Consider the following 25,048-nt stretch of genomic DNA (forward strand, 5'->3'; position numbering starts at 1 on the left):
CGTCCAGCGCCAGGACGCGCGCCGCCATGACGCGCGCGCGCGCGCGCAGCCAGTCGGTGCCCGGCCCCTCCTCGAAGAGCCGCTCCCGGAGCGTCTGCGCGCCGTGCAGGAGGGGCAGGACCTCGCTCTCGAGGCGCGGCAGGTCGAGGGGCTCTTCGAGGAGGGGAGCCAGGGGGCGCAGGGCGGCCTCCACCTCGGCCAGCAGCACCCTGCCCTGGGGGTACTGGCCCAGGTAGCGCTGAAAATCCCTCCCGGCGTCGGGGTCGGGGCTGGGCTCGAGAACGGTGTAGAGCGGCAAGCCGCGGCGCCGGGCCCAGGGGACGACCGCCAGCGGCAAGGCGACCTCCGGCGTGCTCTGCCAGGCCGGGTCGTCCAGCTCCCCCTCGGCCAGGGCGGTGACGGCGACCGCCTCGGGCGCGAACCTTTCCACCAGGTCGCGCACGCTCACGGCGTTGTAAGAGGGGTAGCGCAGGTGCAGGGGCCCCATCAGGGGCAGGAGCATGAGCCGCATGCCCTATCCTACCCCTCCTATGTCGCGGCCTTCAGCCTTGCCTCAGCCGGCCTTGTCGGTTTCAGCTTCGGCTTTGGTATCGGTTTTCAGGAAGTCCCGCTGCTCGCTCAGGCTGAGGCCCTCGGTGGGCAGCTCGACGTGCCTGAGCCCGCTCACCAGGTGCTTGCGGTACTTGTTGGCAGCCAGGACGACGAAGCGGTCGCTGCCCAGGTCGGCGACCTCCCCCAGCTTCCGCAGCACCTCGTCCGACCAGCTCTTGAGCTCGTCGGCCTTCATGGTGCGCAGGAAGGCGTCGTAGGGTTCGACCCACTCGTCCGGCCTGAGCAGATGGTGCTCGGCCGAGAGGATGAAGAGGTCGTCGGGCTCGAGCGACTCGGCGTACTGGAGGTTCAGCTCGAAGAGCGGGTTGCTGTAGAGGTCTCGAGCCCTGCCGGCCGCAGCGGCCTGCTGCCCGATGCCCGCCACCAGGGCGACCGTCCTTGCCGGGGCCGTCGCCGGGGTTTTTGTGGTCGCGGCGGGGCGAGAAGCCTCGCCGGCTTCGGCCGCGGAGACCGGCGTGGACGCCGCGGCAAGACCGACCACCTGAGACCCCTCCACCCGGGGCTCTTCCCTCACGGGCCGCGCCCCTTGTCCTTGCATCCCTTGTCCTTGCATCCCTTGTCCTTGCGCTCCACGGTCTTGCGCTCCACGGTCTTGGACCGTGGGCCGCCGCGCGGGCTCGGCTGGTGCCGGCTCGAGGCTCGGTTCCACCATCGGCGTGACGACCGGCGGCGTGACGACCGGCGTCGTGACGACCGGCCGGCCGGCAACGCTCTCCCTGGACCCCGTCCGCCGCCGCTCCAGCCGCCTCCAGATTTCCCTGCCGAGGTCTCGCGGGGCGACCTCGAGCTCTTCGAGCAGCGCCAGCCCGCCGAGCGCGACGCCGACCATGAAGATGACGCCGAGCGCGAGGTTGCCCACGAGCAGGCCGAACAGCACGCCCAGGATGAGACCGGCGAGCACGCCGACCAGCGTATGGTTCTTCATTCTCGAGTTCATGCCGTATTGTCGTATGTTTGCAGCCGAGATTGCAACTTTACCAGCCCCGCAACTAGCTCGAGGCCGCCGAAACCCTCAAGGTCCACCCCAAGGACGAGAAGCTCTACCGGGCACTTCGGGCGACGTACTTAGAGCCTGCCGCCACCCAAGAGCTCGCCGCCGAACGCTTGGGGCTCCCTTTCAGCACCTACCGCCGCCACCTGAGCACCGGGATAGAGCGCGTGACCGGGTGGCTGTGGGAGCGTGAATTGTACGGGCTCGAGGGGTAACGAAACACCATGCACGTATTCCGCCATACCCTCTTATCCCTGCTCACTTATCCCTGCTCAGCCTACTCCTCGTCACCAGCGCCCAGGCTTCGCCGCTAAGCTCGCGGGCTCGGACGCCTTCATCGCCCTCAGGGTCATGGACGGCCAAGCGGTGGCCTATGTCTGCGACGGCCAGACCTTCGCCGAGTGGTTTAGCGGACCGCTCAGCGAGAACGGCCTGCTCGAGCTCCTCTTTGCGGACGGCCCGCACCTCAGAGCCAGCCCCAGCGACCCCCATCCTGCTCGAAGCGGTGAACGTTCCGACAGTTGCCAGAGAGGAATTGACATGAATCCGCGAGTCTACGACTATATCGTCTATATTGTCGATGCAGGCTCGGCGGGCTGTGTTCTCGCCGTGTTCTCACTGTGTTCTCGCTGTGTTCTCACTGTATGGGCACCACCTCGACGATGTCGTGGTGAAGCTTGGCCAGACCCTGGTCGAAGCTTGCCAGGCGACCGCGATTGGTTCGCGCGAGCTGCGCGAGGTAAGCATCGGTCACCTGCCGATGGCCGATAACGCCTTTCAGCGATACGTCGCGGTATGACAGACCGTCCGGCCAGAATTCGTGGCGAGGGTCGTTTGCCACCGCCGACACGACCGCTTTCGCCGTGTTGGCCGATTGACCTTCGCGTATGAGCAGCCGCACCAGGCTACCCTCGGTGATGGGACAGGTCGCGAAACAACCCTTGGCGTTTGCGAGCCAGACTTCAGCAGCCTCGTGGTGAACGTGGTCGGCCACGACAAGCGCGATCAGTACGTTGGCGTCTAGGAGAACGGTCACGCGTCGTCTTCTAAGGCGCGAACGTCCTCGGTGGTGATGACGATGCCAAGCTGCACCACGGGGAGACCGGTCCGTTGGCTACGGAAAATCTCTGCCGGCCTCCCCTGCTCCAGGCCGCGCCGCATGAGCTCAGCGACCGTCTCGCTCAACGTTCGTGATGTGTCCCTGGCGATCGACTTCGCCTGCTGGTGCAGGTCGTCTGGCAGGTCGATGGTGGTGCGCATGTTGACATCATAACATCTGCGCATCATGATGCGTGCTGCCTCGGCACCGGTTGCGGATACGCACCACCGTGGCGTTACGAGCGTATCGAGAACGCGAGCCACTGGCTTCAGCTCGACCAACCTGAGCGCATCGATCGGTTGATGATCGAGTTTCTGCTCAGCGAGGTTGGGTGTTATGGATGAACAGCTCGCCCCTGCGCGACTTAAGCTTTGCCGTTAGGCATCAGTCATAGGCAAAGTATGGCGCTGAGGGTGCTATGCTAGACAGGTGCATTTTGAATGGGATCCTGAGAAGGCGGCAACGAACCTCAGCAAGCACGGCGCCTCATTTCAGGAAGCTGCGACCGTCTTTGTCGATTCATTATCTCTGACGTTCGATGATCCGGACCACTCGAGCTACGAGCAGCGCTATCTTACAGCAGGACTCTCAGCACAAGGACATCCCTGATCGTGGCACACACCGACAGAGGTGGTCGCATTCGTCTCATCAGCGCACGCGCGTTAACCAAGCATGAACGGAAGTTTTATGAGAAAGGAGGTTGAGGTGACACACGATGACGATTTACGCTCCGAGTACGATTTTTTACAACTCAAAGGGGCTGTACGTGGCAAGTACGCCGCTCAGTACCGTGAGGGAATGCACCTGATTCGTCTTGACGACGACGTGGCACGAGCCTTTCCTAATGAAGAAGCGGTCAATGAGGCACTACGCTTGTTGATGAAAATTTCAGCGAATCAGGCCAAATCTTCTCGCCGCTGAGGAGTTGACGCCTAACACCCGCTGCAACGGACGCGCCTCTCTTTTCAAGCCCGCTACTGTTCATGATAAAAGCCTGAGGGTTATCGAACAGGCTACCGCCCCAGTGGCGCCCTCTGATATACTTGTATGTTTCCGGGCGGGCTCCAAGGGGCCCGCTCCTAGGCGTGTACCGCCCTGCGCTCCGGGCCCGAGTCCGCTGCCGGGCCAGCGCTAGAGCTCACCACTAGAGCTCACCACTAGAGCCCACCATAGGAGGCAACGTCCCTTGCAGAACCTGATCATCCGCGGCGCCCGCGAGCACAACCTCAAAAACATCGCGCTCGAGCTGCCCCGCAACAAGTTCATCGTCTTTACCGGCGTGTCGGGCTCGGGCAAGTCCACCCTGGCCTTCGATACCATCTACGCCGAGGGCCAGCGCCGTTACGTCGAGTCGCTCTCGGCCTACGCCCGGCAATTTCTGGGCCTGATGGACAAGCCCGACGTGGACGCCATCGAGGGGCTGTCCCCGGCCATCAGCATTGACCAGAAGACCACCTCGCACAACCCTAGAAGTACCGTGGGCACGGTGACCGAGATCCACGACTACCTGCGCCTGCTCTTTGCCCGCGTCGGCAAGCCGCACTGTCCGGTCTGCGGCAGGGCGATCGAAAAGCAGTCCGCCTCGGAGATCGTGGGTAGGCTCCTGGAGCGCTTCGCGGACGCCCGCGCGCTCGTCCTGGCGCCGCTGGTGCGCGGCCGCAAGGGCGAGTACAGGAAGCTCTTCGAGGGCCTCAAGAAGGAGGGCTTCGCCCGCGTGCGCGTCGACGGCGAGGTGGTGACCCTGGACGAGGCCGTCAAGCTCAACCTGGAAAAGTACGAGAAGCACGACATCGACGTGGTCATCGACCGGCTCAAGCTCACCCACGAGGACCGCTCGCGCTTGGCCGAGTCGGTCGAGCTGTCGCTGCAAAAGGGCGAGGGCCTGATGCGCGCCTTTCTGCCCGACAGCGGCGCCGACGAGCTCTTCAGCGAACGCTTCGCCTGCCCCGAGCACGGCACCGCCTTGGAGGAGCTCGAGCCCCGCTCGTTCTCCTTCAACTCCCCTTACGGCGCCTGCGAGGGCTGCACCGGCCTGGGCTTCCGCCAGGAGTTCGACCCCAAGCTGATCGTCCCCGACCCCGAGCTCTCGGTCGGCCAGGGAGCGATTCAGCCCTGGAGCCAAGGGCGCGAGAGCGGCTCCAAGATCTTCTACTGGGACCGGCTCAAGTCGGTCGCCGGGGCGCTCGACTTCGACCTGAGGACGCCCTGGCAGGACCTGCCCGAAACGGCGCGGCGGATCATCCTCTACGGCAGCGACGAAGCCTTCGACGTGGTCTATAAGCGCGACGGCAAGGAGACCTTCAGGTTCAGCACCCAGTTCGAGGGGGTGATTCCCAACTTGGAGCGCCGCTACCAGGAGAGCGCCTCGGAGGGCGCGAGGGAGCGGATCGAGGCCTTCATGGCGCTGGTTCCCTGCCCCAAGTGCGGGGGCACGCGCTACAAGCCCGAGGTCTTAGCGGTCACGGTCGTCGGCAAGAACATCGCCGAAGTTTCCCACATGACGGTCCTCGAGGCGGTGGGCTTTTTTGGGGCGCTCGACTTGCCCGAACCCGGCGCCACCGTGGCCGCGCCCATCTTGCGCGAGGTGGGCGCCCGGCTGGGCTTTTTGGAGTCGGTCGGCCTCGACTATCTTACCCTCGACCGCAGCGCCAACACCCTGTCGGGCGGCGAGGCCCAGCGCATCCGCTTAGCGACGCAGGTCGGCTCGGGCCTGACCGGGGTGCTCTACGTGTTGGACGAACCCTCTATAGGCCTGCATCCCCGCGACAACGACCGGCTCTTAAAGACGCTTCTGCACCTGCGCGACCTCGGCAACACCCTGATCGTCGTCGAGCACGACGAGGAGACGATGCGCGCCAGCGACTATCTGGTCGATCTGGGACCGGGCGCCGGCGTCCACGGCGGCCATGTGGTGGCGGCGGGCACGCCCGAGGAGCTGATCAGGCACCCGGGCTCGCTGACCGCGGCCTACCTCCGCCACGAGAAGGGCATCGCCGTGCCGGGCGGCCGCCGCGAGGGCAACGGCAAAAGGCTCACCATCGTCGGCGCGACCGAGCACAACCTCAAGAACATCGACGTGACGATTCCCCTGGGCACCATGACCTGCATCACCGGTGCCTCGGGCTCGGGCAAGTCCACCCTCGTCCACCGCATCCTCCACGCGAGTTTGGCCAAGCGGCTCTACCGCGCCAAGGAGCACCCCGGCGCCCACAAGCGCATCGACGGCGAAGAGCACGTCGACAAGGTGATCGAGATCGACCAGAGCCCCATCGGCCGCACGCCGCGGAGCAACCCGGCCACCTATACGGGCATCTTCACCGAGATCAGAGACCTCTACACCCGCGCCCCCGAGGCGCGCAAGCGCGGCTACAAGCCGGGCAGGTTCTCGTTCAACGTCAAGGGAGGGCGCTGCGAGGCCTGCAAGGGCGACGGCACGGTCAAGGTCGAGATGTACTTCCTGCCCGACATCTACGTGCCCTGCGAGGTCTGCAAGGGCGCGAGGTACAACCGCGAGACCCTGGAGGTCAAGATCCGCGGCAAGTCAATAGCCGAGGTGCTCGACATGACCGTCCTGGAAGGTCTGGCGTTCTTTGAAAATATTCCCGCCATCGCCCGCAAGCTCCAGCTCATGAAGGACGTGGGGCTTGGTTATATCCGCGTCGGCCAGCCCTCACCGACGCTCTCGGGCGGCGAGGCGCAGCGCGTCAAGCTGGCCTCCGAACTCGGCAAGAGAAGCACGGGCAAGACCATGTACATCCTGGACGAGCCCACCACCGGCCTGCACTTCGACGACGTCAACAAGCTCCTGGGCGTCCTTCACCGCCTGGTGGACGGCGGCAACACCCTCATCGTCATCGAGCACAACATCGACGTGGTCAAGACCGCCGACTGGGTGATCGACCTGGGCCCCGACGGCGGCGCCCGGGGTGGCAGCGTCGTCGCCGAGGGCACGCCCGAGACCGTCGCCGCGCACCCGGGCTCGTCTACCGGCGACTACCTGCGCCGGGTGCCCGAGATCGCCGCGCGCCTCAGGCGAGAGGCCAAGCGAGAGGCCATGCCGGAGGTCGCCTAGATGCAGGCCTGTGGGATAAGGGCCCGTGAGACAAGGGCCCGCGCGTGAGCCCGGCGGCCACCTTGCCCAGAACCGCGCATCCCGTCATCGGCCTCTTCCTCTTCCTGGCCGCCGTGGCGATCGCTGCCGCGCCCGTGCCGGAGCTGTTCAGGAGCTTGGGCGTCACCCTCCTGGCCTACCTGGCCTTCGTCCTGGTGCGGGCGAGCTTCGCCTACCTGATCGTCATCCTGGCACCGCCCCTGGGGCTGGTGAGCGGCTCGAGCGACTGGCTGGTGCTCCAGCCGCTGGTCATCTCCGCTGGGCTCCTGGGCATCTTGGGGCTCGAGTACGGCTGGCGTTATCCGGCACTCGTCCTCTCGCCGCTGCTCCACCTCATGCCTCTGCTGGTCGCCTGGCGCCTGGCGCAGACCGAACTCTTCGCCGTCGCCCTGCCGCTCGCGCCCTCGCCGCAGACCTGGATCACGCTGCAGGGGCTGGTGGCCCTGGCGGGCGTGCTGTTCGCGCTCTACTTGGACCGCCGCCGCGAGCGGCACGTCGTCAAGCCAAGGGCGAGCTGACCCCTAGGGGCGACCTGATAGCCAAGGGCGACTCAGTACCCTTTGTCGCCGGGTGCGGCGGCCTATAATCGGGTCAGGTCACCCCGGCGGAGGGTCATAAAGAGTAGTCATGAAGAGACTGAAGGAAACCTTCACGGCATTGAAGAAGACCGAGGTCGGTCAGTTCATGAGCTGCCTCGTGCGCCGCTACGGCGCCTCGAGACCGCCCCTCCTGGCGGCGGCGCTGGCCTACTACGCTTCCTTTTCGCTGGGGCCCCTCCTGGTGCTCTTCGCGGGCGGCATCGGCGTCTTCTTGCGCAACCGCCCCGACCTCTCGGAGCAGGCGAGCGTCGCCATCACCACGCTCCTGTCGCAGATGCTGCCCTTGGAGGAGAGCACCGACATCTTGGCGCAGCAGGGCTACGAGGCCTTGGAGCACATCCTCCTGGACGGCGCCTTCTTCACGGTGGTCTTTTCAGTCCTGGTGCTCATCTGGGCGGGCAGCAACTTCTTCACCTCCTTGCAGCTCGCCCTGGAGGTCATCTTCGAGTCCAAGAGCATGCGGCCCTTCTGGCGCCAGCGCATCATCGGCCTGCTCTTGGTCTTGAGCGTGGGCCTGGTCATCTCCTTCGAGGCCATCTCGTCGATCGTGCTCACCAACGTCGAGCAGGGCCTGGAGGCCCTGCAACGCAGCCTGGCCGGCTTCGACATCCACCCCTTACCCGCCATCGATGAGATCAACTTGCCCTCGGGGGTGTTTAGCGGCGGCCTCGGCGGCCTGATGACCACGGCCATCTACGCGCTCTCCTTTCGCTACATGCCCCACCGCGGCGCCTCCTGGCTGAGTTCCTGTTTGGGCGCGCTCTTTGCCGTCATCATGACGGTGATCGCCCGGCAACTCGTTCTCACCTTTTTGGACCGCGACCAGTTCAACATCATCTACGGCGTCATCACCACCTTGATGCTCCTGCTTCTCTGGCTCTACTTGTCGCTGCTCCTCTACCTGCTCGGCGCCGTGATCGCCGCCGAGATCGACCATCGCAGCGAGATCGCCGGCGAGTCCAGCGCGGGCGAGATGGAACCCCTCTTGGACGAAAGCGAGTTGGCGCGGCTCGAGCGCGACAAGGAATCGCAAGCGACCTGAATCGCAACCGAGCCGGGGCTCACGGTGTCGGGCTCGAGCATTCTCGTTCTCAGCTCGAGTGGCTTATCAAGCGCCGCCCTTGCGCTTGAAACATGCACGTCTACCCTTACACCCATAGCCTCTTTTGCCGCTGAACGCTCCTCCGCCAGCTCCTGCAAGGTCGAACTCACGAAGACCCGCATGCGCTGGTCAGGCGTCAAGATGGTCATGGCTTGTGGCATGGCTCGTCATCCTAACTCGCGAGAGTTTGCATTATAGAGCTTGCATTATAGCGTCAGGCTCGAGCCGCTCTGACCGCGCCTCCCGCCCGCAGCCGCCAGACGACCTTGTTGCCAGAAGAGGTAGGCCATGCCGAGCCAGAAGATGCTCCCGGCGGCAGGAGAGACCACGGCGAGCGCAACTCCGAGCGCGAAGATAGCAGCAAACCACCGGGGGCGTCTGTTCGGCGCGCGGTGGCGAAAGCGAGAAGGACGTTACCGACCATGAGAGCAAAGAGCCCGATCAGGAGGACCGTTGTGAAAAGCCCGATCCCGCTGAGCGCCCGCACGACGTTCGCCCGAACACCAAGCCGAAAAGGACGACGCCGAAACCGTTCAGCATAAGGCTTGAGCCGACCACCGCGAGGGCGAAGCCAACCCCGCCGAGCGTGCCGTAGCGCCTGCTACCGCAGACTGTGTACGCCTCGCAGAGGCTGACGAGCACGGCGAGGAAGGCGGCATGGAGCACGCCCGTAAGCTCCCCGCTTAAGCAGTCTGACCGTAACTACTCCGCGGGGTGTTCGACTCGAGCCACACCGCTGCCCCGGCGCAAGGCTTCAGCCGCAACGGTCACGGTGCCGTCTTCGTTAAAGAAGATGCCGGTGACCGCGCCTATCTCCGGTGTGGGATTAAAATCATGGCCTCTTGCCGCGAGCGCGTCGAGCAGGGCCTGCTCGGCTTCGACGTTGGTTTCAACCAGCGTGGTGTCGCCGCCTAAGTTTGCTACTCTGGGCGCGTTGATGGCGTCAGGCAAGGACATATCAAAGTCGATCATGTTGATAAGCGTCTGGATGACCGTGGTGATGATGGTCGCGCCGCCGGGGGAGCCTAAGGCCACTACCGGCCGGCCGTCTCTTAAGACGATCGTCGGCGCCATGCTCGAGCGCGGGCGCTTGCGCGGCTCCACCGTATTGGCTCCGCCCGGCTCGGCGTTAAAGTCGGTGAGTTCGTTGTTGAGCAAAAAGCCGCGGCCAGGCACCACGATGCCGCTGCCGCCGATGGTCTCGATGGTGTAGGTGTAGCTCACCACGTTGCCCGCGGCATCGGAGGTTGTCAGGTGCGTGGTGCTGATGCTCCCGGTATCGCCATTAGGGGTCCAGGAGACGGGCTGGAGGGGCTCGACCGGGTTCTCCTGATAGTTAAAAGGATCGCCCGCCTCGGGAGCGAGGCTCACTTCCCCGGTGATGCCTTCGCGGCGGCTGGCGGCAAAGTCCGGGTTGAGCAAACCCGCCACCGGAACGCCTACAAAGTCGGCATCGGCCATGTACCGGCCACGGTCGGCGTAGGCTAAGCGCATGGCCTCGAGCATGTGGTGAAGGGCCTCCTCACGTTCCATCGTGCCAAGGTCAAAGCCCTCTAGGATAGTGAGCACGAGTCCTACCGTCAGGCCGCCGCTCGAGGGCGGTCCCATGCCGAAGATCTCGTAGCCCCGGTAGTCGCTTCTGGTGACGTCGCGAACGGGCGCAAAGTAGGCGTCCAAGTCCGCCATGGTCATGTCTTGGCCGCGAATGGTAAAGGGCGGGTCGGCAGCGGCAGGTGGGTCCTGCACGACGGCGACGAGGTCCTCGCCAATCTCTCCCCGGTAAAAGGCGTTGATGCCGCCCTGGGCGATGAGGCGGAAGGTCTCGGCGAGGTCGGGGTTGCGGTGCAGGCTGCCGGCCTCCGGCACAGTTCCTTCAGGCGTCAGATAAAGCTCGGCGGTCGCGGGGAAAGCGACAAAGCGCTCGAGGTTGCTCTCCACCTGGCCGGCGAAGACCTCGCTGATCTCAAAGCCCTCCTCGGCAAGCGCGATGGCGGGCGCTAAGACCGTGGCGAGGTCGAGGGCGCCGTAGCGGCGTAACGCCTCGTCCCAACCCGCCAAGGTGCCGGGCACCCCCACGGACAAACCGCTGCTGATGCGCTCAGGCCGGAAGGGAATGGGCTCGCCTGTCGCTTCGTCGATGAACATGTCCGGCCTAGCGGCAGCGGGCGCCATCTCTCTGGAATCGATGCTTAGTACGCGGCCTTCGTCGGCCAAGTAAACGAGCATAAAGCCGCCGCCGCCAATGCCCGCGCTAAAGGGGTTGGTGACGTTGATGACGGCGGCGGCCGCTACCGCCGCGTCCACCGCGTTGCCTCCTTGGCTCAAGATGGCTAAGGCAACTTGGGTCGCGTGGCCGTCAACGGTAGCCGCGGCCCCGCCCGTACCCGTTTGGGAACTCTGCGCAAGCGCGGCGGGAAGCATGATAAAGAGCATGCTGAAAACGGCATACCGAAAAATCACCAAAGGTTTTATAACTAAAGGTTTCATAGCACCTCCTAAAATTTTCGTTATTCTAACAGATTTCTCCCCGTTCAAAGACTTTTCCATCGAGTTCCCCAGGCTTTTACCATAAACGTCTATCATGAACGTCTCTTCAGTTTATGCGAACCTCCTCCCACACGCTCTCATTAAATTGAGAGGGTCGAAGGAGAGATGTTGCCTTGCGTCTTAGTCAGTGATCTCTTCCCTCGTGATAAAAGCCTGTTGAGTCCCTTAGCCGTCACAGCGGAGTCACGGCCAAACAGCGGGGTGCTTCCAACGGTTTTTGTTGCCCGCAGCTTCGCCCTCCCCGAGGCCGAGACGAGCAGCTTCTGAGCACCGCCCCGCCTCTGCGCGCCGAGAGGACGCGCTGGCGCAGCCCAACTCGAGGGAGCCCGTGACACCTCAAGCCCCTTCACGCCAGACGGCGGGCTAGCGGCAGGCGCCCAGCCGGGTTTGGCTGGTTTCCTGTCCCTGGTCTTGTCATTCCCGGCGTGGGCCCGGCGCAGGCTGTAAAATGGCGGGATGAAGCTGTCCAGGCAAGAGGCAGACCTCTTTTTCGAGCTGATGTGGGCGCTGCAAAGCTTCGTCAACCAAAACCTCCGCCTCCATCCCGAGATCGCTACGCTCGAGGACTACCGCGCCTGCTCGAGCGAAACCAAGCTGAGCGTGCGCCGAGCGCTTTTTGCCAGCCCCGAGCTGATCGACGCCTTCATCGAAAAAAACCCCCAAGGCTACGCGGAGGATAGGCTGGCCGTCATCGCCGGCTGGAAGCATGTCGTGGCGGGCGAGTTCTATATCGAGCGGTTGCTGAAGAAACATGCCGTCTTCATCTCCGGCGACGACCGCGTCTATGGGGTGCTGGCCCTCCACGACGGCTTTCAAGACATCGTGCCCAGAAGCCTGCCCTTTCTGGTCAAGGCGGTGTTGTTGCCCTTCAAGGGCAAGATCATCTACGACGGGCTCCTCGAGGGCTACAACGTCTCCTTCGGACGAGGCATCTCAGCGGGTCTGAAGGAAAGCTACCTGGCCGCCAAGCAGCGTGGCCGGATTATCGAGAGCCTGCCGGAGGGAGCGCAAGCGCCGGCCAAAGGGCAAAGGGAGGCCGCGAGGGACTGGCGCCCCGAGCTCGATGAGCTTGTGGCTCGAGCCGAAAAGTTGCGCGGGGGCTCGGGTCAGCCGCCGCTGAACAGCGCGGCGTTCAGGCTGGTCAAGGCCAGTCTGGCATTGGCGCGGACCGCCGCGCAAGACCCCGACGATCTCGCCGGCTTGTGGTCCGCCTTGAAAAAGGTAGCGCAAGCCGCGGCGCGCGTAGAGCGCAGCCTCGAGCGCGCCAAGAGCTGAACAGGGCTTGCCCTTTCGCCGCGCGAAAAGGAATACTTAGACTATGGAGCGGCTGTCCCTGGCGAGGTTCAGGTCCATGTGGTTTTACTACCTGTCGTGCTTCGTGTTTCGCAACTTCCTGCGGCTCTTTTACGGCCTCGAGGTCTACGGGCGGGACAGGGTGCCGCTTACGGGCGGCGCCGTCATCGCGGGCAACCACATCTCGGCCTTCGACCCGCCGCTCGTGGGCAGCGTCCTGCCCAGGGAAGTCGACTATATGGCCAAAAAGGAGCTCTTCGAAAGGCAGCCCGTGCGCTGGGTGGTGGAACGGCTCAAGGCCTTCCCGGTGGACCGCGAGAAGGGCGACACCAGCGCCATCAAGGAGGCGCTCAGGCGCCTCAGGGCGGACACGGCCGTGGGCATCTTTCCCGAGGGCACGCGCTACGCCGAAGCCGGCCAGGCCTTTCACGGCGCCGCCTTCTTGGCCCAGCGCGCGCGAGCGCCCCTGATCCCTACCGCCATCTGGCGCGAGGGCCGGGCCTACCGTGTCGCCTTTGGCGAGCCCATCTACCCCGAGGGCAAGAGCCGCGAGGAGATGGTCGCGCTCACGAGGGCGCTGATGGCGCGCGTCCAGGCGCTCATCCCGCCCGAGGCGCAGCGCAGCGAATCCGCCCAGAGCGGATGACCCAGCGCGGGTGATGGGTGTTAAAAACTTCACAGTTGGGCTCCTACTTGCTCCCTTCGCGCCGTGTCGGCAGCCGGGCCACACCCCGCAGCACTCTAAAAACAGCGTTCAGCAGGCACTATCTCCTGCAGCACAGCGAGGTGAATTCATTACGCCCGTCCAGGACGGAGCAAATTCGGTAGGGCTGTAGGGGACTTGATAACTGCCACCTTACATGCTAGAGTAGCCGCGAAGTCAAAACCAAAGAGGAGATCTCATGGCTAAGCAAGCGACGGTATCCAAGGCGCAACTCGTTGACGCGATCGCCCAGGGCTCGGACATGAAGAAAAAGGACGTCAAGACGGTCGTAGACAGCATGATCGAGCACATCGGCCAGCACCTGGACCAGGGCACCAAGGTCCAGCTCACGGGCTTCGGCACCTTCGAGGTGCGCGCCCGCAAGGCTCGCACCGGCGTCAAGCCCGGCACCACCGACCGCATCAGCATCCCCGAGTCGAGCTATCCGGCCTTCAAACCCGGCAAGGGTCTCAAGGAGCGCATCAAGGGCGCTCAGAAGGCCGGCGGCAAGCGAGGGGGCAGGAAAAAGGCGAGCTGAACCCTGAGGCGTCAGGAGCCAGAAGACATCCTTCCTCTGGGTTCTGACGCCTGCCTTTATACTTCCCGCCGGACTCGAGCCCGACAGGGCCCGGACGGGGTGCTAGACTGGCCCTAATGAGCCTCCTCGACATGATCGGGCCCGTCATGGTGGGGCCCTCGAGCTCGCACACCGCGGGTGCCTGCCGCCTGGGCCTCTTGGCCCGGTACACCCTGCTGGGCGCGCCTACGCGGGCCGGCTTGGAGCTCCACGGTTCCTTTGCCAAGACCGGCAAGGGCCACGGCACCGAGCTGGCTCTTGCCGCCGGTCTGCTCGGCTGGCGGCCCGACGACGCGCGGCTGCCCGAGGCCCTCGCCCTCGCCGAGCGCGAGGGGCTGAAGCTCTCTTTCAAGAGTACCGACCTGGGCGACGTGCATCCCAACACGGTGCGCATCACCTTGCAAAACGACCAGGAGGAGGGGATCAGCGTCACGGGCTCGAGCCTGGGCGGCGGCGCGGTCAAGGTCGTCGCGGTCAAGGACTTCGACAGCGCCTTTTCAGGCGCCCTGCACACGCTGCTCGTGCAGCACACCGACACCCCCGGCATCATCGCCCGGGTCGCCCGGGTCATCGCCGACGACGAGGTCAACATCGCCACCCTGCACTCGGCCCGGCGGCGGCGCGGCGGCCAGGCGATGATGTCCATCGAACTCGACAAGCGCCTGGCACAATATGCCCTCGACTACCTGACGCAGCTGCCCTACGTGAGCTGGCTCAGGATGCTGCCCGAGGTGATGAGCGGCGCCCCGGTTTCACCCTCTCCTCACGAGGCCGGCACCAAGTCGGGCACCGTCGGAGGCGGGCCGTGACGCTCGCCGAGCTCGCCGCGGTCACGGGTCCGGCCTCTAAGGCCGTCCTCGCCGAAGACCTGGCCGACTCCGGCCTGGGCGAAGGCGACATGCTGGACGCGATGCGCGCGCGCCTCTTGGAGATGCGCGACTCGGTGCGGCGCGGGCTCGCCTCGACCGCGCCGAGCCGCACCGGCATGGTCGGCTGGAACGCCAAGACGCTCCACGACGCGGGCGACAAGCTGAACGCGCCCCTGCTCAAGCGCGTCCAGGCCTACGCCATGGCCGTCAACGAGGAAAACGCCCGCATGGGGCGTATCGTCGCCGCGCCGACCGCCGGCAGCGCGGGCACGGTGCCGGGCGCCCTGATCGGCGTGGCCGACCACCTGGGCTTGGACGACGAGAAGATGCTGATGCCGCTGGTCCTGGCCGCCGGCATCGGCAAGATCATCTCCAAAAAGATGTTCATCGCGGGCGCCAGCGGCGGCTGCCAGGCCGAGATCGGCTCGTCGGCGGCGATGGCCGCCGCCGCCGTCACCGAGCTGCTGGGCGGCGGCGCCAAAGCGTCGGTCCACGCGGCGACGATGGCGCTCATGAACACCATCGGCCTGGTCTGCGACCCCGTGGGCGGCTACGTCGAGGTGCCCTGCGTCTCGCGCAATGCCTTTTACAGCGTCCACGCGGTCAGCGCCGCGCAGCTCGCGCTGGCCGGGCTCGAGTCGGTCATTCCCCCCGACGAGGTCGTCTCGGCGATGGCCGCGGTCGGCAGGATGCTGCCGCCCGAGCTGCGCGAGACCGGCGAGGGCGGCATCGCCGACACCCCGACGGGCCGGATGATCGCGCTCAAGATGGCCGGCGAGTGAGGCCTTTGTTTCAAGCCGCCTCGAGGTAAACGGTAGGGATCCCCAGGGAGTCGGCGACGCGCGCGAGTTGCTTGTCGGCGGTGACGAGACGATGACCTTCCAAAAGACAAGCGGCAGCGTGTATCCCATCTTGGGTCTTGAGGGGATGCTCGAGCGTGCGGATCAGGCGTTCGGCTTCCACGACGTGTCGAGCGCCGATCTCGAGAGGCTCATATAGCAGGGCGCGGCGATGGCTCTCAAAGAGGCCGAGGGCAGCGCTCGCGTCGGCGCGGTCCATGCCGCCCTCGCGGACCTTGCGGGCGATGACCGAGACCACCTCGAGGGCCGAGAGGTTGCTCATGAACGGGTCTTTGCAGGCGCGGATCAAGGCGTCCACCTCCTCGCTCAGCACTTCGGGAAGATAGAAGGGAATAGTTGCGCAAGCGTCCAAATAGGTCACTAGCGGGCCTCTCGGCGCTCCTCGATGACCATCTGGCTCGCCGGTTTGCCGCTGACCGTAAGACGCTTGCGAAACGCCTCCATATCCCCCCAGGGCCGGGTGTCGGCAGGGACGATGCGAGCGACCACCTTGCCGTGGCGGGTGACGGTGATAGTCTCGCCCGCTTCGGCACGGTCTAACAGCTCGGTGAAGTCTTTTCTGGCCTTGGCCGCGGTCACTTCGATCATGTGGGGCTCCTTTTAAATTTATCCTGACAATAATTTATAATTTTTGGATCTGACTTTCAACATTTGCCCGAGGGATTTTTCAGTTCCACAAAGCAGGGTTAACTCTCTGGCGGCACTGCGAAGCGCATTCCCGCCGATGATGTTTGCGGCTCCCCGTGAAGCTGCAATCCTTTGCAGCCGCAACGCCATGGTCGCGGATGTTAGCTGGATAGCTCCAATCGCTTACATCCAATCGCTTACAATGGTAGACGTGAGGCAACCTTGAGCAACGAACGGCAAAGCAACCGGAGCATCGCCAGTTGGCCCGAGGACGAGCGCCCTGACGCCGAACTTTTTGACGGATGCACTGCGCGTTATCGGTCTGAGCTGGATGTCAAACTAGCTGAGAGTGGGTGAGTCTGTTATGGCTCTTATTCACGAACCCATCACCCAACAAGTAGTCTTGCACGACATTAGCTGGTCAACGTATCGGGCCATGCTTCGTGACCTGGGAGATGAGCGCTCCGCACGGCTCACCTATGACCGAGGGGTGCTGGAGATCACTATGCCGTCCGATGAACACGAAAGTTATAAGCACCTGCTCGAGCGCATCATCACCACGCTTACCCTGGAGTTCGGTCTCAGGGTCAAAGGGTTCGCCTCCACAACCTTGAGCCGTGAGGATTTGCAGCAGAGCGTAGAGCCCGATGCCTGCTACTACATTCAGAATGCCGACAAGGTGCAGGGCAGGCGCATCGACCTCGCCAGCGATCCCCCACCCGACCTAGTGGTAGAAGTTGACGTTACCAACCCTTCGCAACGCAAGTTTGCCCTCTATGCCCAGCTGGGGGTTGGGGAACTGTGGGTTTGTGTGAATCGCCGGGTGAGTATGTATGGGCTTCAGGCAGGAGCCTATCTTCCCCGCGAGTACAGCCCGGTGTTTCCACAGGTATCCGCAGAGGTGGTCAGCCAGTGGTTGGCACAAGGGGAAGCGCAGGACGACAACAGCGTCATACGCTCGCTGCACGATTGGGTGCGGACTGGGATTAAGCCTAGTCTTTAGCCGCTACGCTAAAGGACATTAGGATACCTGAAAGCTTGCGTTTTATTTCACTTGCGCTCATAATGGAACCATGAGGCTGCGCGCGCTCCTTTTCGACTTCGACGGGACGATCCTGGACACCGAATCGTCCGAGTTCGCGTCCTGGCAGGCGGTCTACCGCGAGCACGGCTGCGAGCTGGGGCTCGCCGAGTGGCTGCCCTGCATCGGCACCGCCGAGAACGTCTTCGACCCTTTGGAGGCGCTCGAGCAGCAGCTCGGCCGCAGCCTCGAGCGGGAGCGCGTCGAGGCCGGGCGCAGGGAGGCGCACCTTGTGGAGCTCGACAAGCTCACCGTCTTAGCCGGCGTAGCGGAGTATATCCGCGAAGCCGAGAGGCGGGGCGTGGCGCTGGCGGTAGCCTCGAGCTCGTCGCGGGCCTGGGTCGAGGGACACCTGGGCAGGCTGGGCCTGCTGGAGCGCTTTGCGGTCATCCGTTGCCGCGACGACGTGAGGCGCACCAAACCCGACCCCGAGCTCTTTCTCGCCGCCGTTCGCGGCTTAGGGGTTCGGCCCGGCGAGGCCGTCGCCATCGAGGACTCGCTCAACGGCGTCCGCGCCGCCAAGGCCGCCGGGCTCTTTACCGTGGCGGTGCCGGGGCCGATGACCCGCAGCCTCGACTTCGCCGCGGCCGACCTCGTCGTAGGGAGCCTGCTCGAGCTGCCCCTGAGCGAGCTCGTGAGCCGCCACAGCGCCCAGCAGGCGTCCTAAACAGGTGTCCTACACAGGAGGACCGGCATGACCCAGACCCCCATGAGCCCTCAGCCCAGACCCCGCATCGTCATCGTCGGCGCCGGCTTCGGCGGCCTCATGGCGGCGCGCCACCTGCGTCACGGCGACGCCGACATCACCCTCATCGACCGCTACAACTACCACACCTTCCAGCCCCTGCTCTACCAGGTCGCCACCTCGGCGCTGACGCCCGAGGACGTCGCCCACTCGGCCCGGGGCATCTTCCAGCGCCAGAAGAACCTGGGCTTTCGCATGGGACAAGTCACCGGCGTGGACTTTAGCGCGCGGGAGGTCGCGCTCGAGGACGGCGCCGTCCCCTACGACTCCCTGGTCCTGGCCGCGGGCGCGACCACCAACGACTTCGGCGTGCCCGGCGTCTTGGAGCATGCCTTTTATCTAAAGACCCTGCCTCAGGCCGTTCACCTGCGCAGCCACGTCATCAGCCAGTTCGAGCGGGTGGACGCCAACCCCGGCCTGGCTCACAGGGGCGCGCTCACCTTCGTCCTCGTCGGCGGCGGGCCGACCGGTGTGGAGATGGCCGGGTCGCTGGTCGAGCTCTTCAGCCAGGTCCTCAAGAAGGACTACCCGAACGTGGACGTGGCGATGACCCGCGTCATCCTGGTCGAGATGACCGACCACCTGCTCGGGCCCTTCCACGAGCGCTCGAGCGCCTACGCCCTGGACGTGCTCAGGCGGCGCGGCGTCGATGTCCGCCTGAACGAGGCGGTCGTCGAGGTCAGCGCAAGCGAGGTGAAGCTCAAGAGCGGCGAGAGCATCCCCGCGCAGACGCTCATCTGGGCCGCGGGCGTGCGCGGCAACCCGCTCGTGGACCGGCTCGGGCTCGAGCTCACCCACGGCTTTCGGGTCAAGGTCAACGAAGACCTGAGCGTGCCCGGCCACCCCGAGGTCTTCGTCATCGGCGACCTCGCCGGCAGCGTCGACGGGGCGGGCCAGCTCCTGCCGCAGGTCGCGCCCGTCGCCAACCAGGGCGGCAAGTACGTGGCCGAGCTCCTGCTAAGGCGCCTGCGCGGCGAAAGAGGGGGAGCAGCCTTTACCTACCGGGACCCCGGCATCATGGCGACCATCGGCCGGAATGCCGCCGTGGCCGAACTGCCCTCGGGCCGGCGTCTCAAGGGCTTCATCGGCTGGCTCGCCTGGCTCTTCGTGCACATCTTGAACCTTATCGGTTTTCGCAACCGCGTCAGCGTGATGCTCAGCTGGATGTACAACTACTTCACCTATGACCGCAGCGCCCGCCTCATCCTGGACGTCGTCCCCGAGGTGCCCTCCTACAGCCCGGAGGTCGACTTCGTCAAGCAGGAGGAGGGGCTGGCGGAGCGGGAATCCGTCAGGCGCAGCTAGCTCAGGCCACGCCTCGCCGCCGACCCGGCTTCAGCCCGCCCTGTCCTCCACGTCTCGCTTGGCTAGAGGGCACGCCCCCTCACAGGTCTCGCCGCGGCCGAAGAGCCGGTAGCGGTTCTTCGCCACCCAGGTGTAGAGGCGGTCGGTCAGGGGGCGCAGGCCCGGCAGGTAGTAGGCCCGCGCCAGGAGGCCGAGACCGGAGCCGCCCAGCTCGAGCGCCCTCACCACCGCCTCGGCGCCGCCGTAAACGCGCCCGCACCCGTCGATCAGTTTCATCTCGCGCATGGCCTCGTCCCGGCTGAGGCCGGGGAAGGTCTCGAGCAGGCCCTCCTGCTGCAAGGGGCGCAAGACGACCCTGCCTCCTGCCAACCTGCCCAGCCGCTCGGCCTGGGCGCTGCAGAAGGCGCAGTTCCCGTCGTAGAGAACGAGCGGTGCTCCGCCCTCGGGCGGGCGAGTGTGAAGCGGCGTACCTTCGGCCATGCCCTCAGTGTAGAGCATGAGACGCCAAGCCCAAAGGCGCCAAGGCGACCTCGAGCCCCAAGAAGCGCTCGGTCACGCCCAGCTCCTAGACGATCACCCGCCGCCGCATCCTGGTGATGGCGAAGACCGACAGCGCCGTAGCGAGCGTCAACAGATAGAGCACCGGGAACCCCAGCCCCGCCACCTCGCCGCTCGCCAGCCCGCGCATGAGCTGCACGGCGTTGTAGAGCGGCGTCCACTGCGCCACCGCCACCAGCCAGTCCGGAAAGCGGTCCTCGACGGGAAAGAAGATGTCGGAGAAGAGAAACGACGGCGTCAGGAACATGGTGAAGTAGTAGGAGTAGAGGTCGATGGTCTTGATGACCGAGGTGAAGGCCAGGCCGATGGCCGCGAAGCAGAAGCCGGTGAGGGCGATGGCGAAGGGTATCAGCAGCGACCAGGGCGAAAAGGGCAGGCCGAAGGCGAGGGTGATGATAAAAAAGGTGCCGCCGTAGAGGAGCGCGCGGGTCACCGCCCAGAGGATCTCGCCCAGGGCCACGTCCTCCATGTTGATGCGGGTGGTGACCATGGCGTCGTAGATCCTGTCGAAGTTGAGCTTGACGAAGACGTTGTAGGTCGTCTCGAACGAGGCCCCGTTCATCGCCGAGGCGGCGATCAGACCGGGCGCGATAAAGGCCAGATAGCCGCCCTCGAAGGCGCCGCCCTCGGCGACGTAGGCGCCCAGGCCGACGCCCAGACCCAGGAGATAAAACACCGGCTCGAAGAAGTTCGGCACCAAGACGTATTTCCAGGACTTTTTGTAGACGCGCAGGTTGCGCTCCCAGATGCGCCAGGCGGCCCGCAGGCTGACGAGCTGCTGGCCGCCATAAGCCTTGCGCAGGGCCCTACTCACGGAGTGCCCTGCCCGTCAGCTTCAAGAAGACGTCCTCGAGGTTGCCCGGCCGCACGAAGGCGCCGTTCAGGAAGATACTATCCTCTGCCAAGGACCTAAGAACCTCGCGGCCGTCGTTCACGAACAGGCTCACCCTGTCCCCGGCGCGTTGGACCTCGGCGCCGAGGCGCTTGGCGTGATGCTCGAGCCGCGCGAAGTCGTTGCCCTCGAGCCGGGCCTCGATCACCTCGGGCGAGACCTGCTCGCGCACCATCTTGCGCGGCGAGCCCTCCGCCACGATGCGCCCCTGGTCCATGATGACCAGCCTGTCGCAGAGCCTTTCGGCCTCGTCCATGTAGTGGGTGGTCATGATCAAGGTCACGCCGCGCGCCCGCAATTCGTCCAATTTGTCCCAGAGGGTGAGGCGCACCTGCGGGTCGAGGCCGGTGGTGGGCTCGTCCAGGATAACGATCTTGGGGTCGTTCATGAGGCCGCGCGCTAGGGTCAGGCGGCGCTTCATGCCGCCCGAGAGCTCGCGGATGGGCGCCTTTGCCTTGCCGGCGAGCTCGAGAAAGTCCAGCAGCTCTGCGGCCCGGCGCCGCGCGACCTCGGGTACGATCTCGTTGAAGCGGGCGTAGACGAGCAGGTTGTCGAGGACGGTGAGCTGCTCGTCTAAGTTGTCGAGCTGCGGCACCACGCCGAGTTCGGCCTTGATCAGGCGGTCGTCGCGGCCGGCCGTCAGGCCCAGGACCGACAGGCTGCCCGAAGTGAGCGGCGTGACCCGGTAGACCATCCGCATGGTGGTCGACTTGCCCGCGCCGTTGGGGCCGAGCATGCCGAAGAACTCGCCCGGCCCGACCGCAAAATCGATGCCGGCGACGGCCTCGAACGAGCCGTAGCGCTTTCTCAGGCTCGAGGCGCGGACGACGGGGTCCGGAGTGTCCGCCTGGCTGGATTTGGTGGGCTTTGCTGTCTCTTCGTCACGCTTGCCTCGTTCAGTATGGACTGCGTTCAAGTTGGCTTCCTCTTCCCCGCGCAAAAGTCGAACACCATTCTACCGCGAATCTAAGCGAAAGCCGCGAGCGGAAAACGGTCGCAGCCTTAAACCCTGCGCCACGGCTGCGGAGTAAGGTAGACTCGAGTCCTATCAGGATCCGACCATGACCGACCTGCCCATCCCTCGGACAAGACGCCCTCCTGGTGATCGTTCAGCCGGAACTGAGTCTGGACGCGGCTTTCAGCCCGGGCCGCCCTCGAGGAGGAGATATGAACTCTAGCCTGCGCTGCTTATATGCGCTTCTCCTGTGCTTCGCCTGCTCCGCCCTCGCCCAGAACGTTCAGGACGCCCCCACTCTGGACATCCCGGTCTTGGACCGCTACGCCCAGGCCGTCGACTACCTGAGCGAGAGCAGCAGCCTCTTGGTGAGCGATCCGGAGGAAAGCCTGGCGAGCCTGGAGCGCGCCGAGAACGCCTCGCTTACCCTGGTCAGCGAGACGCGCAGCGACGCCTTGCGCAGCGGCCTGGCCGACACCTTCGCGCAGGCCCGGATCGCCATCGGCCGGCGCAGCCTCAGCGACTTGCAGGTCCGGGCCGCGCTGATCCGCGGCGGCTTGCAGCGCATCGTCTACGAGACGGCCCTGGTCGAGGCCGCTAGCGGCAACCTCGCCCTGGCGCAGAGCAAGGTGAGCCGCCTGGCCCGCGACACCGGCTTCAGCGCGGCGCGCCAAGAGGCCTTGGACACCGGCGTCGGCTCGCTCGCGCAACTCCTGGCCGGCTTTGAGCAGGGCGTCGGCGAGTATATCCAGGCGCGCCTGGACGAGGTGCGCGCGCTGCAGGCCAGCGACGAGCAGGCCGCCTATCTGGCGCTGGCCGCTGCCTACGCCGCCTTTATTCCCGTTCAGGACTCGCTGCACACCGGCGAGAACGCGACCGACCTCTTCGTCGGCGCCTTTGGCGCCCTCCTGGAGGGCGACGCCGAGGTTCTGGAGGGCAAGCTCGGCGAACTGGGCGGGCAACTGACCGGGCTCGCCGGTGTGACAGCGCAGGCGGCTGCGGCCGCGCCGGTCCCGGCTGCGGCCGAGGAGGCAGGCGAAGCGACCACCGAGGCCGAAGTCGAACCAGCCCCGACCACCGAGAGCAGCCCGGCTACTGCAACCCCCTTCCAGCCGTTGCTCAGCACGGTTGCCGAAGGTGACGCGGCCGACATCGCGGATGCGGCAGCGGACGACAGAGCAGACGACAGGGCGGACGACAGGGCGGAAGACGAGGTCGCCTTGCTAGAGGTGGCCACACCTGTGGCGGTAGCTACCGCCGTCCGGGTAGATGCAGCCGTGGTCACCGAAGCGGGCGACCGTTTGACGGACGAGGCCGTGGGCGACGAGGCGGTGGGCGACGAGGCGGTGGGCGACGAGGCCGTGAGGGACGAGGCGATCGGCGCTGCCGAACAGGCCGCCGATCCGGCCGCCGCAGAGGCGGGCCGCGCGGCGCTCGAGGCCAGTCTCGCACCTCACGGCTTGCCCGCCGCCGAGCTGGCCCGTCTGGCTGACAGCTATGAAGCGTCCGGCTACAGGGACCCCCAGGAAGTCATCGACAGCCTCTACGCCCGCGCCGCCCGGGTCGTCGCCCTCCTCGAGGGCGGGCTCACGGCCCCTGCCCAGGAGCTGATCGCCGGGATCCGCGGCGAGGTCGAAACCCTGTTGCAGCCCCTGGCCGGCGGCGAGGCCGGGCGTACGGCGGAGGTCTTGCGCCACCTCGAGCACGCGCCGGCCCTGAGGCTCCAGGACGCGGCCGTGGTGATTGTGCAGCTCGGCAGCCTGGAGGGGGCCCTGGCGGGCCGCGAGGCCGGGCTCCTGCAGGCGGCCAACGCCTCCTCGAGCCTCTGGTGGCCGGGTCTCGTCCGCGCGAGCGCCGTCATTTTGCTCGCCCTGCTGGCCTTCTACCCGCTCTACCTGCTCAACCTGGCCTTCGGCGGCGGCAACCGCAGTTGGCGCTGGGTCGCCGCGGCGCTCTTTCTCCTCTTGCTGCCCGTCATCTACGAGGGCGTCGCCTACGCGGGCGCGCTGCTCGCGGCGACGACCGGGGTCACCGCGCTCGCCGCACCCCTCGTGCTCTCACCCTTTCAGAGCCCGCTGGGCGGGCTTCTCTGGGTGATCGTCAGCGCGCTCGCCATTCTGTTCGCCTCCACCGGCCTCTACGGCATCTGCAAGCGGTTCGGCCTGCTGGGCAGGGCCCCGGTCCGGACCCCAAAGGGCGCCGAGCCCGCGCCGCCCAAGGTGGCCCAGGAGCGCGTGGCCGACCAGGACGATGACGCGTGATGCCGGAGGGTACGGTTTCACCGTGGTGAGCCCCGGAGACCCTGTCGCGCTCTCCTCTTTGGCCGCCACCCGCGCCCTGGCGGCGCGGCTTGCCACCCTGCTGCCGGCCGGCAGCCTGCTCCTCTTGGCGGGCGAGCTGGGCGCGGGCAAGACCACCCTGACTCAGGCCCTGGCCGAGGCGCTCGGCTCCCCGGCCAGGGTGAGCAGCCCGACCTACACCCTGATCCACGAATACCCGACGCCAGAGGGTCTGCTCGTGCATATCGACGCCTACCGCCTGCCCTCGGCGGAGGCGCTCCTGGAACTCGGCCTCGAGGACTACCTGGGGCGCGCGCGCCTGGTGGTGGTCGAGTGGGGCGAGGGTCTCTTGGCCCACTACCCCGACGCCTGTTTGCTGCGGCTCGAGCTCACGCCCGAAGGACGCCGCGCCACTCTGGAAGGTTTAAAATTGAAGATTGAAGGTTGAAGGGCTTGGCGGCATCCTGGGTTAGACTGCTCGAGTGGATGCGTCTAGCACGGGCCTCTTTCTCGGCATCGACACCGCCACCCCCTACCTCGCCCTAGCCCTTTGGTCACCCGAGGAGGGCGCCGTGGCAAGCTTCACCGAAAGGGTCGGCCGCGACCACGCCAAGCGGCTCCTGCTCGAGCTGGACGCGCTGCTGGAGCGCGCGGGCAGGCGCAGGCTCGAGCTGAGGGGTCTGGCGGTAGGTGTCGGCCCCGGCTCCTACACCGGCTTGCGGGTAGGCCTCGCTAGCGCCCAGGGGCTGGCGCGGGGTCTGGGTGTGCCGCTCGGCGGCGTGGTGACGCTCGAGGCGATGGCCGCGACCGCCCTGCCCAGGGGCGCTCGCGGCGTGGTCACCCTGGACGCCGGCCGGGAGCGCGTCTACGCGGCGGCCTATCGCTGGGAGGGTGACGCTTTGCGCGCGCTCGGCGAGGTGCGAAAGCTCGTGCGTGCCGAGCTCGGCACGCACTTTCCGGGCCTGGACCACTACCACGACCCGCCGCCCGACCCCGGCTATCTCGCGGCGCAGGCTGCGCGTCGTCCTCTGCAAGCCACAAAGCCCCTCTACCTGTAGCTAGATGGGCTCGATCAGCGCGACCTCGAGGAGGCCGCGCAGGTCCACGGCCGGGCGCACGATGAGCTCGGTCCGCAGGCTGTTGGGATCCCTCGGCTTGACCTGGACGACCGTGCCCACCACGATGCCGCGCGGAAAGAGGCCGCCGCGAGAGCTCGTCTCGACGAGGTCGCCCGGCTCTACCC

General features: G+C 65.9%; 26 protein-coding genes and 2 pseudogenes. 17 read left to right on the forward strand and 11 right to left on the reverse strand.

Features of this window, described 5'->3' with window-relative positions:
• Window positions 1-511 (reverse strand): hypothetical protein (locus M3498_12935; GenBank protein MDQ3460188.1); only part of this gene is annotated, 511 nt, incomplete at its 3' end.
• A gap of 42 nt (window positions 512-553) precedes the next feature.
• The gene (locus M3498_12940) at window positions 554-1,549 is read right to left on the reverse strand and encodes a hypothetical protein (GenBank protein ID MDQ3460189.1); all 996 of its coding nucleotides are present in this window, start codon (window positions 1,547-1,549) and stop codon (window positions 554-556) included.
• Between the two features lie 59 nt (window positions 1,550-1,608).
• Here M3498_12940 and M3498_12945 point away from each other — a divergent pair.
• A pseudogene (locus M3498_12945) lies at window positions 1,609-1,818 on the forward strand (ATP-binding protein).
• 422 nt (window positions 1,819-2,240) lie between these two features.
• Here the strand turns inward: M3498_12945 and M3498_12950 are convergent.
• Window positions 2,241-2,639 carry a PIN domain-containing protein gene (locus M3498_12950; protein ID MDQ3460190.1) on the reverse strand — a complete coding sequence of 133 codons (399 nt, stop codon included), beginning with the start codon at window positions 2,637-2,639 and terminating at the stop codon, window positions 2,241-2,243.
• The gene (locus tag M3498_12955; protein ID MDQ3460191.1) at window positions 2,636-2,863 is read right to left on the reverse strand and encodes an antitoxin; all 228 of its coding nucleotides are present in this window, start codon (window positions 2,861-2,863) and stop codon (window positions 2,636-2,638) included. The genes M3498_12950 and M3498_12955 overlap by 4 nt, the downstream gene beginning before the upstream one ends.
• A 268-nt stretch (window positions 2,864-3,131) precedes the next feature.
• Between M3498_12955 and M3498_12960 the strand changes: the two are divergent.
• From M3498_12960 to M3498_12980, 5 genes and pseudogenes are all read left to right on the forward strand, one after another.
• A pseudogene (locus tag M3498_12960) lies at window positions 3,132-3,406 on the forward strand (BrnT family toxin).
• A complete protein-coding gene (locus tag M3498_12965) occupies window positions 3,390-3,623 on the forward strand; it encodes a hypothetical protein (protein ID MDQ3460192.1) in 234 nt (77 codons plus the stop codon). The pseudogene M3498_12960 and the gene M3498_12965 overlap by 17 nt, the downstream one beginning before the upstream one ends.
• Window positions 3,624-3,888: 265 nt before the next feature.
• On the forward strand, window positions 3,889-6,774 hold the full coding sequence (gene uvrA / locus M3498_12970) for an excinuclease ABC subunit UvrA (GenBank protein ID MDQ3460193.1): 2,886 nt from the start codon (window positions 3,889-3,891) through the stop codon (window positions 6,772-6,774).
• Window positions 6,775-6,836: 62 nt separating this feature from the next.
• Window positions 6,837-7,331, forward strand: a complete 495-nt coding sequence (locus M3498_12975) for a hypothetical protein (protein ID MDQ3460194.1) — start codon at window positions 6,837-6,839, stop codon at window positions 7,329-7,331.
• Between the two features lie 109 nt (window positions 7,332-7,440).
• Window positions 7,441-8,454, forward strand: coding sequence for a YihY/virulence factor BrkB family protein (locus M3498_12980; GenBank protein MDQ3460195.1), 1,014 nt, complete (start codon window positions 7,441-7,443; stop codon window positions 8,452-8,454).
• Between the two features lie 762 nt (window positions 8,455-9,216).
• Here the strand turns inward: M3498_12980 and ggt are convergent.
• The gene (gene ggt, locus M3498_12985) at window positions 9,217-10,974 is read right to left on the reverse strand and encodes a gamma-glutamyltransferase (protein MDQ3460196.1); all 1,758 of its coding nucleotides are present in this window, start codon (window positions 10,972-10,974) and stop codon (window positions 9,217-9,219) included.
• Between the two features lie 543 nt (window positions 10,975-11,517).
• On the opposite strand from ggt, the gene M3498_12990 reads away from it, so the two are divergent.
• The 5 genes from M3498_12990 to sdaAA all read left to right on the forward strand — a co-directional run bounded on the left by M3498_12990 (window position 11,518) and on the right by sdaAA (window position 15,285).
• A complete protein-coding gene (locus tag M3498_12990; GenBank protein MDQ3460197.1) occupies window positions 11,518-12,336 on the forward strand; it encodes a hypothetical protein in 819 nt (272 codons plus the stop codon).
• A gap of 43 nt (window positions 12,337-12,379) precedes the next feature.
• Entirely contained in the window at window positions 12,380-13,000 is a 621-nt protein-coding gene (locus M3498_12995; GenBank protein ID MDQ3460198.1) for a 1-acyl-sn-glycerol-3-phosphate acyltransferase, read from the forward strand.
• Between the two features lie 256 nt (window positions 13,001-13,256).
• The gene (locus tag M3498_13000) at window positions 13,257-13,595 is read left to right on the forward strand and encodes an HU family DNA-binding protein (GenBank protein ID MDQ3460199.1); all 339 of its coding nucleotides are present in this window, start codon (window positions 13,257-13,259) and stop codon (window positions 13,593-13,595) included.
• 116 nt (window positions 13,596-13,711) lie between these two features.
• Complete coding sequence (gene sdaAB, locus M3498_13005; GenBank protein MDQ3460200.1) at window positions 13,712-14,443, forward strand: L-serine ammonia-lyase, iron-sulfur-dependent subunit beta; 732 nt, start codon at window positions 13,712-13,714, stop codon at window positions 14,441-14,443.
• Window positions 14,440-15,285 (forward strand): L-serine ammonia-lyase, iron-sulfur-dependent, subunit alpha, encoded by an 846-nt coding sequence (sdaAA, locus tag M3498_13010; GenBank protein ID MDQ3460201.1) that lies wholly within the window; start codon window positions 14,440-14,442, stop codon window positions 15,283-15,285. Before sdaAB ends, sdaAA begins: the two co-directional genes overlap by 4 nt.
• 10 nt (window positions 15,286-15,295) lie before the next feature.
• Here the strand turns inward: sdaAA and M3498_13015 are convergent, their stop codons facing one another.
• On the reverse strand, window positions 15,296-15,724 hold the full coding sequence (locus M3498_13015; protein ID MDQ3460202.1) for a type II toxin-antitoxin system VapC family toxin: 429 nt from the start codon (window positions 15,722-15,724) through the stop codon (window positions 15,296-15,298).
• Window positions 15,724-15,951, reverse strand: coding sequence for a type II toxin-antitoxin system prevent-host-death family antitoxin (locus M3498_13020; GenBank protein MDQ3460203.1), 228 nt, complete (start codon window positions 15,949-15,951; stop codon window positions 15,724-15,726). The genes M3498_13015 and M3498_13020 overlap by 1 nt, the downstream gene beginning before the upstream one ends.
• 475 nt (window positions 15,952-16,426) lie before the next feature.
• On the opposite strand from M3498_13020, the gene M3498_13025 reads away from it, so the two are divergent.
• From M3498_13025 to M3498_13035, 3 genes are all read left to right on the forward strand, one after another.
• On the forward strand, window positions 16,427-16,993 hold the full coding sequence (locus M3498_13025; GenBank protein MDQ3460204.1) for a Uma2 family endonuclease: 567 nt from the start codon (window positions 16,427-16,429) through the stop codon (window positions 16,991-16,993).
• A gap of 70 nt (window positions 16,994-17,063) precedes the next feature.
• A complete protein-coding gene (locus M3498_13030; GenBank protein ID MDQ3460205.1) occupies window positions 17,064-17,738 on the forward strand; it encodes an HAD family hydrolase in 675 nt (224 codons plus the stop codon).
• 27 nt (window positions 17,739-17,765) lie between these two features.
• Window positions 17,766-19,121, forward strand: coding sequence for an NAD(P)/FAD-dependent oxidoreductase (locus tag M3498_13035; protein ID MDQ3460206.1), 1,356 nt, complete (start codon window positions 17,766-17,768; stop codon window positions 19,119-19,121).
• A 30-nt stretch (window positions 19,122-19,151) separates the two neighbouring features.
• Here M3498_13035 and M3498_13040 read toward each other — a convergent pair whose 3' ends face one another.
• From M3498_13040 to M3498_13050, 3 genes are all read right to left on the reverse strand, one after another.
• Window positions 19,152-19,601 (reverse strand): DUF393 domain-containing protein, encoded by a 450-nt coding sequence (locus M3498_13040; protein MDQ3460207.1) that lies wholly within the window; start codon window positions 19,599-19,601, stop codon window positions 19,152-19,154.
• Window positions 19,602-19,686: 85 nt separating this feature from the next.
• Window positions 19,687-20,493, reverse strand: a complete 807-nt coding sequence (locus M3498_13045) for an ABC transporter permease (GenBank protein ID MDQ3460208.1) — start codon at window positions 20,491-20,493, stop codon at window positions 19,687-19,689.
• On the reverse strand, window positions 20,486-21,382 hold the full coding sequence (locus tag M3498_13050; protein ID MDQ3460209.1) for an ABC transporter ATP-binding protein: 897 nt from the start codon (window positions 21,380-21,382) through the stop codon (window positions 20,486-20,488). Before M3498_13050 ends, M3498_13045 begins: the two co-directional genes overlap by 8 nt.
• A gap of 356 nt (window positions 21,383-21,738) precedes the next feature.
• On the opposite strand from M3498_13050, the gene M3498_13055 reads away from it, so the two are divergent.
• From M3498_13055 to tsaB, 3 genes are read left to right on the forward strand one after another with little or no spacing between them, the layout of a single operon-like run.
• Entirely contained in the window at window positions 21,739-23,787 is a 2,049-nt protein-coding gene (locus tag M3498_13055; protein ID MDQ3460210.1) for a hypothetical protein, read from the forward strand.
• On the forward strand, window positions 23,777-24,253 hold the full coding sequence (gene tsaE / locus M3498_13060) for a tRNA (adenosine(37)-N6)-threonylcarbamoyltransferase complex ATPase subunit type 1 TsaE (GenBank protein MDQ3460211.1): 477 nt from the start codon (window positions 23,777-23,779) through the stop codon (window positions 24,251-24,253). The genes M3498_13055 and tsaE overlap by 11 nt, the downstream gene beginning before the upstream one ends.
• 34 nt (window positions 24,254-24,287) lie before the next feature.
• Window positions 24,288-24,863: a tRNA (adenosine(37)-N6)-threonylcarbamoyltransferase complex dimerization subunit type 1 TsaB gene (gene tsaB, locus M3498_13065; protein MDQ3460212.1), complete on the forward strand. Its 576-nt coding sequence runs from the start codon at window positions 24,288-24,290 to the stop codon at window positions 24,861-24,863.
• Here the strand turns inward: tsaB and M3498_13070 are convergent.
• Window positions 24,864-25,048 (reverse strand): rod shape-determining protein MreC (locus M3498_13070; protein MDQ3460213.1); only part of this gene is annotated, 185 nt, incomplete at its 5' end. It lies immediately after the preceding gene.

Source organism: Deinococcota bacterium, assembly GCA_030858465.1.
GTDB lineage: Bacteria > Deinococcota > Deinococci > Deinococcales > Trueperaceae > JALZLY01.

What these genes read in the sequence shown, in the direction of transcription:
- M3498_13040 (MDQ3460207.1), bottom strand. Translation starts at nt 19,601, where the DNA reads ATGGCCGAAGGTACGCCGCTTCACACTCGCCCGCCCGAGGGCGGAGCA.
- M3498_13035 (MDQ3460206.1), top strand. Translation starts at nt 17,766, where the DNA reads ATGACCCAGACCCCCATGAGCCCTCAGCCCAGACCCCGCATCGTCATC.
- M3498_12965 (MDQ3460192.1), top strand. Translation starts at nt 3,390, where the DNA reads ATGAGAAAGGAGGTTGAGGTGACACACGATGACGATTTACGCTCCGAG.
- M3498_13030 (MDQ3460205.1), top strand. Translation starts at nt 17,064, where the DNA reads ATGAGGCTGCGCGCGCTCCTTTTCGACTTCGACGGGACGATCCTGGAC.
- M3498_12940 (MDQ3460189.1), bottom strand. Translation starts at nt 1,549, where the DNA reads ATGAACTCGAGAATGAAGAACCATACGCTGGTCGGCGTGCTCGCCGGT.
- M3498_13020 (MDQ3460203.1), bottom strand. Translation starts at nt 15,951, where the DNA reads ATGATCGAAGTGACCGCGGCCAAGGCCAGAAAAGACTTCACCGAGCTG.
- sdaAB (MDQ3460200.1), top strand. Translation starts at nt 13,712, where the DNA reads ATGAGCCTCCTCGACATGATCGGGCCCGTCATGGTGGGGCCCTCGAGC.
- M3498_13000 (MDQ3460199.1), top strand. Translation starts at nt 13,257, where the DNA reads ATGGCTAAGCAAGCGACGGTATCCAAGGCGCAACTCGTTGACGCGATC.
- M3498_12980 (MDQ3460195.1), top strand. Translation starts at nt 7,441, where the DNA reads ATGAAGAGACTGAAGGAAACCTTCACGGCATTGAAGAAGACCGAGGTC.
- M3498_12995 (MDQ3460198.1), top strand. Translation starts at nt 12,380, where the DNA reads ATGGAGCGGCTGTCCCTGGCGAGGTTCAGGTCCATGTGGTTTTACTAC.
- M3498_13025 (MDQ3460204.1), top strand. Translation starts at nt 16,427, where the DNA reads ATGCTTCGTGACCTGGGAGATGAGCGCTCCGCACGGCTCACCTATGAC.
- M3498_13055 (MDQ3460210.1), top strand. Translation starts at nt 21,739, where the DNA reads ATGAACTCTAGCCTGCGCTGCTTATATGCGCTTCTCCTGTGCTTCGCC.
- tsaE (MDQ3460211.1), top strand. Translation starts at nt 23,777, where the DNA reads ATGACGCGTGATGCCGGAGGGTACGGTTTCACCGTGGTGAGCCCCGGA.
- M3498_12955 (MDQ3460191.1), bottom strand. Translation starts at nt 2,863, where the DNA reads ATGCGCACCACCATCGACCTGCCAGACGACCTGCACCAGCAGGCGAAG.
- M3498_12990 (MDQ3460197.1), top strand. Translation starts at nt 11,518, where the DNA reads ATGAAGCTGTCCAGGCAAGAGGCAGACCTCTTTTTCGAGCTGATGTGG.